The organism is Virgibacillus salexigens, from assembly GCF_000723585.1.
GTDB classification, from domain to species: Bacteria; Bacillota; Bacilli; order Bacillales; family Amphibacillaceae; genus Virgibacillus; species Virgibacillus salexigens.
Genome location: NZ_CCDP010000002.1, coordinates 138,294 through 151,826 on the forward strand (window position 1 = coordinate 138,294; position 13,533 = coordinate 151,826).

The 13,533-nt window shown below is 37.8% G+C and carries 13 protein-coding genes; 4 read left to right on the forward strand and 9 right to left on the reverse strand.

From position 1 onward, the window contains the following. Positions 1 to 91: 91 nt before the first annotated feature. From BN990_RS13505 to BN990_RS13520, 4 genes are all read right to left on the reverse strand, one after another. Complete coding sequence (locus BN990_RS13505; protein WP_038245555.1) at positions 92 to 688, reverse strand: lysophospholipid acyltransferase family protein; 597 nt, start codon at positions 686 to 688, stop codon at positions 92 to 94. 127 nt (positions 689 to 815) lie between these two features. Continuing rightward, positions 816 to 2,159, reverse strand: a complete 1,344-nt coding sequence (locus tag BN990_RS13510) for a GntP family permease (protein WP_038245557.1) — start codon at positions 2,157 to 2,159, stop codon at positions 816 to 818. A 22-nt stretch (positions 2,160 to 2,181) separates the two neighbouring features. Beyond that, positions 2,182 to 3,378, reverse strand: coding sequence for an iron-containing alcohol dehydrogenase (locus BN990_RS13515; RefSeq protein ID WP_101953558.1), 1,197 nt, complete (start codon positions 3,376 to 3,378; stop codon positions 2,182 to 2,184). A gap of 372 nt (positions 3,379 to 3,750) precedes the next feature. Further along, on the reverse strand, positions 3,751 to 4,332 hold the full coding sequence (locus BN990_RS13520; RefSeq protein WP_021292433.1) for a TetR/AcrR family transcriptional regulator: 582 nt from the start codon (positions 4,330 to 4,332) through the stop codon (positions 3,751 to 3,753). Between the two features lie 154 nt (positions 4,333 to 4,486). Between BN990_RS13520 and BN990_RS13525 the strand changes: the two genes are divergently transcribed. From BN990_RS13525 to BN990_RS13540, 4 genes are all read left to right on the forward strand, one after another. After that, complete coding sequence (locus BN990_RS13525; protein ID WP_038245558.1) at positions 4,487 to 5,692, forward strand: MFS transporter; 1,206 nt, start codon at positions 4,487 to 4,489, stop codon at positions 5,690 to 5,692. A gap of 211 nt (positions 5,693 to 5,903) precedes the next feature. Beyond that, positions 5,904 to 6,320, forward strand: a complete 417-nt coding sequence (locus BN990_RS13530; RefSeq protein ID WP_038245559.1) for an RrF2 family transcriptional regulator — start codon at positions 5,904 to 5,906, stop codon at positions 6,318 to 6,320. 31 nt (positions 6,321 to 6,351) lie between these two features. Beyond that, positions 6,352 to 6,939, forward strand: coding sequence for a class I SAM-dependent methyltransferase (locus BN990_RS13535; RefSeq protein ID WP_038245560.1), 588 nt, complete (start codon positions 6,352 to 6,354; stop codon positions 6,937 to 6,939). Positions 6,940 to 7,059: 120 nt separating this feature from the next. Continuing rightward, a complete protein-coding gene (locus BN990_RS13540; protein WP_021292429.1) occupies positions 7,060 to 7,686 on the forward strand; it encodes a metal-dependent hydrolase in 627 nt (208 codons plus the stop codon). Between the two features lie 54 nt (positions 7,687 to 7,740). Here BN990_RS13540 and BN990_RS13545 read toward each other — a convergent pair whose 3' ends face one another. From BN990_RS13545 to BN990_RS13565, 5 genes are all read right to left on the reverse strand, one after another. Then, on the reverse strand, positions 7,741 to 8,511 hold the full coding sequence (locus BN990_RS13545) for a DeoR/GlpR family DNA-binding transcription regulator (RefSeq protein ID WP_038245561.1): 771 nt from the start codon (positions 8,509 to 8,511) through the stop codon (positions 7,741 to 7,743). A 32-nt stretch (positions 8,512 to 8,543) separates the two neighbouring features. Then, positions 8,544 to 9,659, reverse strand: coding sequence for a 2-aminoethylphosphonate--pyruvate transaminase (gene phnW, locus BN990_RS13550; RefSeq protein WP_038245562.1), 1,116 nt, complete (start codon positions 9,657 to 9,659; stop codon positions 8,544 to 8,546). Further along, positions 9,656 to 10,468 carry a phosphonoacetaldehyde hydrolase gene (phnX, locus tag BN990_RS13555; RefSeq protein WP_038245563.1) on the reverse strand — a complete coding sequence of 271 codons (813 nt, stop codon included), beginning with the start codon at positions 10,466 to 10,468 and terminating at the stop codon, positions 9,656 to 9,658. The genes phnW and phnX overlap by 4 nt, the downstream gene beginning before the upstream one ends. Beyond that, positions 10,461 to 12,239, reverse strand: a complete 1,779-nt coding sequence (locus BN990_RS13560; RefSeq protein ID WP_074436686.1) for a putative 2-aminoethylphosphonate ABC transporter permease subunit — start codon at positions 12,237 to 12,239, stop codon at positions 10,461 to 10,463. The genes phnX and BN990_RS13560 overlap by 8 nt, the downstream gene beginning before the upstream one ends. A 277-nt stretch (positions 12,240 to 12,516) precedes the next feature. After that, the gene (locus tag BN990_RS13565) at positions 12,517 to 13,521 is read right to left on the reverse strand and encodes an ATP-binding cassette domain-containing protein (protein ID WP_021292424.1); all 1,005 of its coding nucleotides are present in this window, start codon (positions 13,519 to 13,521) and stop codon (positions 12,517 to 12,519) included. Positions 13,522 to 13,533 lie beyond the last annotated feature (12 nt).

A 13,533-nucleotide genomic window follows, 5' to 3' on the forward strand; every position in this document is an offset into this window, starting at 1 on the left:
ATAGAAATTTTAACGAAGAATATTTCTATCATAGGTGAAAACATTGTCTGGGAAAAGCATTTTAACTTAACTAAAGTTGGAACACGAACCATTAATTCAGCTCATCCAATCGGTTTTGTAAATTACTAAGTTCTTGATTCAATTGGACCATCATCTCTTCCATTGCTTGTTTTCTTGGTAAATGTTCCGAAATATAAATTGGCTTCCCGTAAATAATAGAAGGCTTTATTCGTTTAAAGAGGTCTGTAAAATTATTAGGTCCTTTATATGCTACAGGAACAATCGGTACTTTTGCATGTCCAGCAATAGTTACAGCACCTCTTTTTAATGGAACCTCTTCACTTGTTCTTGTTCCACTTGGAAAAATACCTACCACTTTCTGCTCAGCAAGCAGCCTTCTCGGAACTTTAATCGTACTTGGTCCTGGGTTTTCACGATCAACAGGAAATGCATTTAACCGTTCCATTAGCCACTTTAATAACTTTGATTGAAATAATTCTTTTTTTGCCATGTAATGAATTTTCTTAGGAAGCATAGAAACACCCAGCCACAAGATATCCACCCAGCCTGTGTGGGTACAAGCAATAACAAATCCACCAGGTATCGCTGCATTCTCCTTCTGATAAACGTTTATTCTTCCAAATAAACTTAAAATTATTTTTAATAAATATGCTGCTAAATAATACAATACGATAACCCCCTTGAATAACTTATATTTCATTTTAACACAAAGTATTAGAACCAGGTACTAAATATTTGAAAAATAGATACCCCAGCCCTTGAAACTGACTGAGGCTAAATGAAGAAATGCTTATTTATAATATAGAATATAATATAACAGCAATGAACATTGCCGCCATAGGCAAAATGACACTTAAATAAAGTATTGGTGTATATGCTCGTTTATGGGATTCTCCACAAATAGTACGGACTGTTGTAACAACATAACCATTATGCGGCATGGAATCAAGACCTCCTGAACCAAGAGCAGCTAAACGGTGCATTGCACCAGGGTCTAATCCCTGACTCATATAAATTGGAGCTAAAATCGGAAGAGCGATTCCGAGCCCTCCTGAAGCAGATCCAGTAATGGCACAAATAATTGAAACACCTAATGCTAATCCTAACAAGGGTGGTCCTGGTAAATTAACAAGACCATTTACTAATCCATCAAATGCAGACACTTGAGCCGCAACACTACCAAAACCTACGACGCCACATGTATTTGACAATGCCACAAGTGCATTTTGTGTTCCGACAGCTAGTGAGTCCCAGAATTCCTTTAAGAAACGATGCATGGTTAAACATGCAACAATGATTCCTACAGTCATTGCTATTAACAACGCTGTAGTTGGATTCATGAATTGACCTAAAATATTTAAAATAACAATCACCAAGACTAATGGAAGAATTGAAACAATGATATTTGGCAAGTCTGCCTGCTTTTCTTCTGTTTGTTCTTGTGCTAAAGCAGCTGCCAACTCTTCATTTGCTTTGATTGGAGAAGCACTTGGCAACGCGAAATCTTCTCCTTTCCTCGATGCTTTTCGCACCATGGAACCAAGCCATAAACCGCCTACTACCATGATAAAAATCCCCATTAACAAACCTATCCAACCACCAGCTGTTGGAGTTGTTCCAAAGAATTCAGTAGGAATAATATTTTGGATCTCTGGTGATCCAGGTGATGTCATTGTAAATGAGATCGAGCCAAAAACAAGCGCCCCCGGGATAAATCGATGAGGTAAATTTGCTGCACGGAATAATGAAACAGCAATTGGATAAATAGCAAAGCCTACAACAAATAAACTCACACCACCATAAGTCATAATTGCAGCTGCTGCCACAACTGCTAGTACCGCACGTTTCTCTCCTATTACTTTCTTGATCCATTGTGCAATGCTTTCTGCTGATTTCGTTTCTTGCATGATTTTCCCAAAGATTGCACCAAGCAAAAATACCAAGAACCAAGATGCAAAATAACTAGTAAACCCAGACATATAATTATCCATTAACGCTGTTTCCAGATTAAGTCCACCAGTGATTGCAATTACAATCGAACAAAGGATAGCAGCAATAATGATATTAATTCCTTTCATCGTTAAATAAATGAGTAATACTACCGCCCCAATTAAACCAACCATACCAAGAACATCCATAATCGACACGCTCCCTTACGATCTATTTCATAACATTATCTGTTGAATAATTGTAATCGAAACAAATTCGATATAGTGATTCAATTTCTAATCTGGTTGGAACCTTTGGGTTATTTGCTGGACTGCCACTGTCAAGTGCATCTAATGCCATCTTTTTGATAACGCTTTCATAAGATCTCTCATCAATTCCCCAACCACGTAAATTCGGAATTTGTAACTCCTTACATAAGCGTTTAACCTCATTTACTGCAATATCCGCAGCAGTTTGATTATCGACCTTCTCTTTAGTAGGAACAAAAAACCTCCCCAAATCAGCTAAACGTTCCCTACAATGTTCTTGGCTAAATTCTAGCACTGCTGGTAACAACATTGCATTGGAATAACCATGAGGTACATGGAACAAAGCTCCAATTGGTCTTGACATCCCATGAACCAAGCATACAGATGCATTCGTAAAGGCAATCCCTGCTTGTAGTGCACCTAATGCCATTGCTCCCCTTGCATCTAAATTCTCTCCATGTTCATAAGCTGCTTCAATATGGTCTACAATTAATTTCATCGCTGAAAGGGCCAATGTGTCTGTCATAGGTTGTGATTGTCTTGAAATGTATGCTTCTATCGCATGACTGAGCGCATCAATACCGGTTGCTGCAGTAACATGCTTTGGAGATGAAATCGTTAATAGCGGATCAACAATAGCAACTTCCGGCATAAATGCTGGCTGTTTAATCATCATTTTCACATCGTTTGCTGTATTGGTTATAACAGTGGCATCCGTAGCTTCAGAACCCGTTCCTGCAGTAGTCGGTATCGCGATATGCGCAATAGGTGCTTTCGTTATTGTTTTGTTTCTGTTCGTATAGTCCCCAATATACCCACCATTTGCAGCCAGTACAGAAACGGCTTTCGCAGTATCAATACAACTCCCGCCACCTATTGAAATAATTACATCACATGATTTCTCCTCCATTAACTCTAGGGCTTCTGTAACAAATACATCAGTAGGTTCAGATGCCACCCCAAGATATGTAACACTCTCTACTTTCGCTGTTGCTAAATAATCACGTACATTACTGATGTATCCAAGGCTACTCATTACTTCATCACTAATAATTAAAGCTTTGCTTCCGTAATGAGCAGTCTCTTCACCTATCCGTTCTAAGGCAGATCTCCCATAATGAATGGTTCTTGGCATTCGAAAAACAGCAAGCATGTCCAACTTCCTTCCTCCCCTAATAAATTTTATATACTCTTGAGTTTACAAGCGAAAATCATGCCAGAAAAATATCCTTCCTCTACCTACCTTTACGACTACTATTTGACAACTGTATTGTAGTGACTACACGACGATTCCATTCTTTTACTACACTTAACAGTTGACGACTGACCATATCAATTACATAATTTCATGGCTACTCCTATTTTATGAATGGCAAGATTTTTTATGAGATAAATAGATTAGTTGTAGCTTCATTTAAAAAATAAAAACGGAAGAATGACTTCTTTCATTCTTTTGGCATACGCTCATACTGCTTCAATCAATTGTATAAAACGGAACGACAGCATCCTGCCACGTTCCTCATCCACTTTGTTACATACGAATACCACGCCAGAACACTTCCCATATACGCTCTGCATGATGTTGTAATGTCGGATAATCATAAAAGATGATTTCATTTGACAATCCCTCGAGTAAACAAAAATAAGTATGAGCGATTTGCTTTGCTTCTAGATCTTTACTAATTTCTCCTACCGTTTGGCCGTTTTCAATCTCTTTAACTAGGATACGTAACGCTTCCTCTTCACTACGTTCCAGATATGCAAATAACTCCTTTTCTAAATTCTGCGGAGGGTATTGAACGAAGCGATTATAGAATTGAATACTTGCATCGTCGCTTACTAGGTCCTTTACATGAATCATAAAAGATTGATAAAGACGTTTCTCACTCGATTGTTCGTTATTATCGATAGATTGTGCTATAAGATGTACATACTCATTTGTAATTTTTTCTGTTACATCTAAAAACAACGTTTCTTTGCTCGTGTAATGGGCATATAACGATGACTTTTTCAGCCCAACTTTTTCCGCTATTTTTGCCATTGATGTTCCCTCATAGCCATACGCGGCGAACAGTTCCATACTTTCAAGTAATAGCTTTTCTTTTGTTTGCATTATTTTCCTCCTTTGACAAACAATAATTGCTAGGTTAAAATTTTAAAACGACCGTTCGGTAGTTAATGTAAAATGACTATAACATGATACCTAAAACATGTAAAGCTACCCTACGTAGAAGAATCAGATTTTATTACTTCGGAGGATTTGCGTTATGTCACCATTATTTCTATTTAATAATCGAATCTTTGTTCTTTTATTCGCATCTAGTATATTCGCTGTTGTTGGGTTTAGTATGTTTTTAACCACTACGACTTGGTATGTTATCACCGATTTAGGATCTGCTGGAACACTTGGGCTTGTGCTCATCGCTGCCACCGTGCCTCGTATCCTTATGATGGCCTTCGGAGGATTACTTGCAGATAAATATAAAAAAACAACAATTATGTTTAGTACAAATCTTATTCAGTCGATATTATTGTTAATTATTTTTATACTTGTATCGCAAGACAACATGACGTTAGCGTTACTGCTAATCTTATCCGGCTTGTTTGGAATGCTCGACGCTTTCTTTGGGCCAGCTAGTTCTTCCATGATTCCAAAAATTGTTGATCGTACACTTTTACAACCAGCAAATGCTGTTTTTCAAGGTGTAGATCAAATATCATTTGTAATTGGGCCTATTCTTGCAGGCTTCCTGATGGAACAAGTAAGTGTGTCTGGTAGTTATTTGGTTGCTACAGGATTGGTATTCTTATCAGCGGTATTAATCTTTCCACCGTATATTAAAGAATCGCCTGTTGAAAAGGGAACAAAACAGACCCCTTTGCAAGATCTAAAGGTTGGTTTTTCTTATATTCGTCATTCAAACTTTTTATTAACAGGGTTACTGGTTTTAATTATCCTTAATTTCTTTGTATTTGGAGCACTTCATGTCGCTATTCCGTTACTTGTAGATGCTTATGGTGGAACACCTTTAAATCTAAGTTATATGGAAGTAAGCCTTGGAATTGGGTTAGTTGTTGGTACTGGATTTCTTAGCATGATACCAATAAAACGAAGAGGAAAAACCTCTCTATCCGGACTGGTATGCGCTTTAATTGCCTTTATCATTTTTAGCTGGGTTCCTAACTTAATACTATTAACCGTCGTTGTATTTTTTATTGGTTTGTCTATGTCCTTTGTATTTGTGCCATTTTTTACTGCCGCACAAGAAACAACCGATATTCATGTAATGGGGCGGGTGATGAGCTTAATTTTCCTAGCAATGAATGGGTTTGATCCAGTAGCATATGCACTTGTTTCTGGTCTAGCTGCTATCCAAATCCCTATCCAATTCATCTTGTTTGGATTGGGTGTAATTGGACTGATGATTACAATCGTATTGTTCTTCACATCGAAACCCTACCAACAGGTTTAGTTTTGATTGAGTAGTATTGCTTGAGGTATGGATTCTGTATTTCATACCTCTTTTTTATTTTAGATGTAGAGCTTTACAGATTGTCCTGTAAATGAAGGATAGTGAGAGTAATAGCCGCTGAAAGTTGACATGATTTTCTTAAAGTGATAATCTAAATCTAATTAAAGATAAAGACACTCTTTAATAACCTTAATACTGCAAGGAGGACATAATGAAATATTCGAAAGCTACTAACTACGCCCTGCACACGATGGCGTATCTACTTCTTCTTCCTAAGGGAAAAACAATAGGTGTCCAGCGTTTGGCGGAAATACAAAATCTATCACCTACTTATTTGTCAAAAATCTTAACAAAGCTTGCTAAAGGTGGACTGATTGAATCGACACCTGGAGTTAAAGGTGGTTATCAAATTTCTAAACCGAAGAATGAAATTTCATTTCTAGATGTAATTACTTCCATCGAGGGAGACTCCAATTTATTTAGTTGCTCGTTGAATCATAATACAGATTGTCTCATTGAACGTGTGATGATCGATGCCGAATATAATATGAAAAATGAGCTTAATAATAAGTTTTTAATTGATATTGCTAATACAATGGAAGACAAATGCACCGATAATATTATTTGAAAAGCAAATCATGAAGCCTAGGAGGTTGAATATGAACCATAAAAATCATTCCAAACCCTTTTCAAATATAGTATACGATTTAGATAATCCTAAAAGAAGAGAATCTTTCCCTCCAGAAAGATTATTAGACATGCTACCCATCAAAAGGACAGATACTATTTTAGATGTAGGTGCAGGTACCGGCTATTTAACAATTCCAGCAGCAAACCTAGTAGATGGCCAGGTATACGCACTAGATATAAATCCTAAAATGTTGGAATTGATAAAAACCAAAACCGAAAAGGACACTATTGAAAATGTTCATACCATCCGAGGAACAATCGATAATATACCATTAGCAGATGCCTCTATTGACATCGTCCTAGCATCCATTGTTTTACATGAGGTTCAACCACTATCCAACGCATTACAGCAAATAAAACAAGTGCTTAGAGAAGATGGTTATTTCGTATGTGTGGAATTTGAGGAGAAAGAATTTTCTCCAAATGGACCACCAAGAATCTCATCATCGGATATGGAGCAAGCATTAATAAATGCAGGCTTCCATATAACTGAAAAGTTTTCCCCAAATGAATTGTTATATATCATTATTGCTAAAACTCCATTCAAAGCAACATAACCCATGTACGGAGATCGGTTGTATCTCTATTTTTTATTCACCCCCTAAACAGAACATACATTTTGTTGTACAATATAAAAAGCTGTTTTCCACAAGATAACGATTGGAAGGGGTGAAAACATGAACGGTACAGCACATGCAGCAATTGGAGCAGCAACAGGATTTATTGTAGCAAATAATGTTCAAGGGACTCCTTCTGAAACACTCTTACTCGTCGGATTAGGAACCGTTTCTGGATTAATACCAGATCTTGATATTGATGGAAAATTAAGAGGAAAAATTACCTTGTCTCATAAGATGTTTCGCACCGTTGCACAGTTCATTGGTATATTACTTATTTGTTATAGCTTTTATGAAGGAACGGAAAATGAGCGATTCATCGGTATGGGGATTGGATTAGGTTTACTAGCCTTATCCTCTTCCATAAAACAACGCCATATGCTAACAATTACAGGAATTGGTGTATTAGCAGGCGGAATATCCTTGCAAGAAATATGGTTAATGCTGTTAGGAATTTACATACTTATTGCCTCCTTTGTAGCTCATCGAAGCTATACACATTCGATTCTAGGAGTTATTTTTTTTGGATTTATTGCTTCTAAACTAGAAACTTCTCTTGCAATAGAAGGTGTTTATTATACATGCATTATCGCTTATATTAGTCATTTGATTGCTGATAGTAAGGTGTTACCATTTAATAAACGCGGGGTTAAACTTCTTCTGCCAATTTGGTCCAAGGATTTTTAAAAAAACGTGGAAAAGCTCTATATTAGAAGCTTTTCCACTTTTTTATAAGTAGCTTTAACAAGTAATCCAATCGAGACCCTTTATATCCCAGTTAGCGGGTGCGTCAGCATTACAGATGACATGATCAAATGCTGTAAGTGATTCAATTTTATAATTTGCGGTTACACCAAGCTTTGAATGGTCCGCTAATGCGTAAACTTGTTTAGCTTGATAAATGAATAATTCTGAAAGTGAACATTTTTCCGGGTGGTACCCCGTCATTCCAATCTTTGGTTCTATTCCATCTAAGGATATAAAAGCCTTATCAGGAAAAAATGATTGGGCCATTGTTTTTGTAAATGAGCCACCTGTACGACCATGTGCACTATGAACATGCCCACCTAAAAATATAATATCACCATCAAACTGTTTTTTTTGTTCATATTCCATCAATGCTTTTACAATTGGAAAAAAATTCGTAATAACCATTAGTCCGCTTTTTCCCACTAAGGCGGGAATCATTTGCAGGGTAGTGCTCCCCTCATCAATAAAAATAACATCGCCATCTTCGGTGATTGATGCTGCTTGCTCTCCAATCCGTTTTTTTTCAACTTGATTCGTTATATTACGTTCCATAATGGTTGGTTCATTACGAGTTGTTTCAATCCTTAGCGCACCACCATACACTTTTTTTAGAAGATTCTTCGTTGCTAATTCATCAAGGTCTCGGCGAACGGTTTCTGTTGACACGTTGAAATCCAATGCCAATTGACGTACACTGACCTTTCCATGTTGATCGATGAGGTTCAAGATTTTGTGTTTTCGCTCGTCTGACAATAGTTCCATTTATATATCTCCCCTTCGAACAAGTCCTGAATCTATGCAAAAAGTTCTTGTTTATCTACAATAAAGCTCTTGATAACACCGAGAAGAAGATGAATATCTTCTACATAAACCTCACCTATATTTCCGATTCGAAATGTATCAACCTTTGATATTTTTCCTGGATAAATTACGAAACCTTGCTTTTTCAATGATTGATAAAATTGCTCAAACGTAAAATTGGTTTGTTTAGGATAAAGAAAGGATGTTATTATTGGTGATTGATACGCTCTTGGAATAAGCACATGAAATCCAAGTTCTTCCATACCTTTTACCAATTGTTCTTGATTTGTTGCATAGCGTTGGTTACGAACAGTAATCCCCCCCTCTTCTTCTAATTCTATAAGTGCTTGGTGAAAAGCTCGAACTACATGTGTTGGTGATGTATAGCGCCATTTTCCATTTGCTTCTTCCATTTTTTTATATTGCGAATAAAGGTCTAAAGAAAGAGAGCGCGCATTTCCTTTACACGCTTCTAATTTATCACGGTCCGCTATACAAAACCCGAAACCAGGGACTCCCTGAATACATTTATTAGCACTGCTAATTAAAAAATCAATATTCCAATCAAATACATCCATCTCTACTCCACCAAAGCTTGACATGGCATCTACGATTGTGATTTTGCCATAGCTTTTAGCAAGCTGACAAATAGCTTTCGCAGGATTTAATACACCAGTTGTCGTTTCACAGTGCACAACGACAACATGCGTAATGGCCGGGTCTCGTTTTAATTCAGCTGCGATTCGTTGTTCATCCAGTATTTCGCTTTCTTCTGTTGAAACAACCGTAGTAGCTATTCCGAGTACTTCTGTCATTTCCACGATCCGATCTCCGTATGCACCGTTCGTACAAATCAGCAATTTTCCTCTTTGCTTCGGTATAACCGTACCAAGGACTGCTTCCACTGTAAAAGAGCCGCTCCCCTGCATCAATACTGCTGTATATTTATCTACAGTTGTTGTCGCTAATTGAACAAGACGGCTCCGTACATCTTGCACAAGTTGATTGTACTCAGCATCCCAAGTGCACCAGTCTTTTAGCATCACTTTTCGAACCGTCTCCGATGTCGATAGAGGTCCAGGGGTTAATAACAAGTAATCATTTTTCATAACAGACTACCCTCCTCCTTAGGTAAAGGGGTCCCTTCGATATCATTAACTACTGCTTCTAGATCACGAATTTGTTTAATAACATAATCTGCACCTGCTGCTTTTAGTTGCTCTGAAACAAAACGAATACGTTCTTCCAATTCATTTGTTTTCGTGACTTCAACTTCTTCTTTCGTAAGTCCTAACTCACTGCTACCAAGTACAACACCAACGGTTATCATTCCTGCATTCTTTCCTTCTTTCATATCTGTTGGGGTATCACCTACTTTTATCAGCTTATTCATAGGGAATACTTCTAGCTCTTCTGCGTTACGATAGCACATCCATGGATAAGGACGTCCAGCTTTTACGTCATCTGCAGTAAAATAACAATCAGGTGCATAGCCCTGCGCTTTGGCACCCGGTGCTACAATTTCCATCATCGCTTTTGTATAACCTGTCGTTGCCCCAATTTTTATTCCTCTGCTGCGTAGTAACGTGACTAAATCGACGACTCCAGGAATCGGTTCGGTGAAATGTGAAAGCACCTGGAATAAATTGTCCTCAAAGGCATCATTCATTCGATGGACATCAGTTTCTGAAGGTTCCTCCCCCTTGACACGAATCCACTCTTGTCGAATCCGTGGCTCTGCAAGCATCGTGCGAATATGCTCAATTTTCAACATTCCCATTGGTCCACGCGCTTCTTCCACTGAAACGCTAACTCCCTCTTTACGAAATATCTCCAAAAACACCTCAAGTGGTGCAAAACATCCATAGTCCACTGTTGTACCAGCCCAATCAAATATTACTGCCTCTACCTTATTCATTCATGACCATTCCTTCCGTTAGTTGATTTTGTTTGTACTTACGTCGTTGTTGAATCCAGTAAACGACAAGCTCATAGAGTATTCGAACTGCAATGTTCGTGATAATGATAAGCACACTAAGTGCTGCTGCCTGCCCTAAGTTTCCGGCATCATCTAAATTGACAATAGAAATTGCTGCTAAGTTGAATTCTGCGGTATACAGAAACACAACAGCTGAAATGGTGACCATTGAATTGACGAAGAAATACATCGCCATTTCCAATATTGCTGGCATACACATTGGCACAGTTACTTTAAAAAATGTCTTATACATGGGTACACCCATTGATTCAGATACGGTTTCGAATTCTTTATCCAACTTCTTTAATGCACTTGTTGCCGTAACGTATGCGACAGAATAGAAATGCAATATGTTAGCAAGAACAATAATTCCAATTGTCCCGTATAAGAAGTTAAATGGGTTAGTGAAACGACTCCCAAATAATTCAATTGTTGGTTGACTAAAAAATAGAACATAACTTATCCCAATTACTAAACCTGGTACCGCAACCGGCAAAATAGAGAAGAACTTTCCTGCCTTTCGCAGTCCCGTCATCTTTCGAATTTTTTCAATTGCATAAGCATAGATAAATGTAAAGATCGTGCCAAACACAGCAGATAATGCTGCTACTAGCAAACTATTTTTAAAAGCTGTGAAACCACCACCTGTATAACTTTCTAATTGAAAGTTAGCTAGATTAAAAGATAAATTATATGGCCAGCCAGGTGCCAACGCCGCTATAATTACTGCTGCAAATACAAGGAACACACAAATGGTAATGATTGTAACAAAAGAAAATGCCAGAGCATTACGCTTCCTATTCTGCTTCACTTGAAATGGGATTGCTTTTGTTGATAAGGATGAACTTTGTTTACGATTCACCAGCTGATCTGAAAAGAAGGCTAGTAACGCTGGAATCATTAATAAAATACCTACAGTTGCTCCCATACTCATATTTTGCTGCCCAACAACTTGGGAGTAGATATCCGTTGCAAGTACATTGTATTGTCCACCTACTACTTTAGGTGCACCATAATCAGTGAAACTAAGAGAAAACACAAGGAATATCGCACTAACCAGGCCATATTTTGCATTAGAAAGTGTAATGGTAAAAAACTGTTTAGCCTTATTTACACCTAGCGTTTCTGCAGCTTCATATAATCGGTAATCCGAATTACCAAGGGCAACAAGCATGATCATAAACGCCTGTGGAAATGTATAAATGACTTCGGCAATAATAATGCCAACTGGTCCGTAAAGGTTAATATCCATTGCCGGCAACAGTCCAAAAAAACCATTTGTAAAGATCCCCTGATTACCAAATAGATAGACAAGGGCAATACCATGCATCATCGTTGGTGCAAACAAAGGCAAAAATGCAGCATAACGAAAGAAGGTTTTCCCTTTTATATCCGTTCTAACCAAGCAATAAGCATAAGCAAATGCTAGGCTAACAGATATCGCTGTAGTCATGGCTGCAATGAAAAATGTATTTTGTAAAGATTGAACCAGCGCAGGTGTTTGAAAATAATTTATAAAGTTATCAATCCCTACAAACACACCGTCATCACTTTGAAAAGCTTTTACAAACAGCGTCATTAATGGCAACACAAGTACTACAAGAAACGTCACTAGCATAACAAGCAGTAAACTACGTTTCAGCCAATTTTCTCTGTTGAAAAAGAACGGTTGTCTTGCTGTATTTGCAGGTATAGCATATTCTTGCTTCATTCCCTTCCTGCCTCCTTCTACGATGATGTCTGTGAGACGTTAATTATTTGATATACGACTTTTCCTATCGTCTAGGAACATATAATATGAAACTTCATTCTACGAGGATTTGTTCGTACTGCAAAATGCACTCCCTATCTAAACCTCTTGGCCCACATCAAGTCTTAGATGTGGGCATGATGGCTTCTTAACCCGAGACAAAATGGAAGCTTAATAGAATCTCCTCACTGCCAGCTCTAGCAGACACACTGCTTAACGAACACTTATGCTCTTGTTTTTAGGCGTCATAAGCCAGAATGCGATCCAGTGATAGATCCAAATGAATCTCTGACCCTTTTTGTAAATGAAACTCATGTACTTCTTTCATGGTAAGATCTGCTTTTATACTTGATCCATTTAAATCAGAGTTCCGATCATAAACTATAAACTGAACTCGAAAAACAGGACCACGAAATTCGATTGTTTCTACTTGTGCCTTTATCCCTCCCGACTTAGCAAGGCGTATATGTTCAGGTCGAATCGCCAATTTCTCTTGATTCTGATTCTTCCAGAAATTAATTGAACCAATAAAATCGGCTACAAACGCATTTATTGGGCGCTCATATACTTCTAACGGTGTACCAACTTGCATAATTTTTGCCTCATTCATTACAACAATTTTATCCGCCATTGTTAATGCTTCATCTTGATCATGTGTTACCATTATCGTTGTTATCTTCAGCTTTTCTTGAATCGAGCGAATTTCATAGCGAAGTCGCTCCCTCACCTTTGCATCGAGGGCAGAAAGTGGTTCATCAAGCAATAGGAAATCTGGAGATAAGGCTACTGCCCTTGCAAGAGCAACTCGCTGTTGTTGCCCTCCTGACAATTGAGCAGGATAGCGGTGACCTACCTGTTCTAAATCAACAAGTGCTAATGCCTCCCTAGCACGATCTTTTATTTCTTTTTGTGTTAACTTCTTAGTTTTTAGACCAAATATTACGTTTTGTAACGCAGTTAAATTTGGGAAGAGTGCATAGGACTGAAAGACAATCCCAAAATTTCGCTTTGCGGGCGGAACATTGGTCATATCTTTATCAGCCATGATGATAGTTCCTTTTGATGGTTCCTCAAGCCCGGCAATAATTCGTAGAAGCGTTGTTTTGCCACAGCCGCTCGGACCTAATAGGCAAACAAATTCACTTTTGTTTATGTCAACAGAAATATCATTTAAAGCTGTAAAACGTCCAAACTTCTTTTGTACATGGCTTATCGACAAATAACTTCTGTCTGTATTACTCATCCCATTCACTCC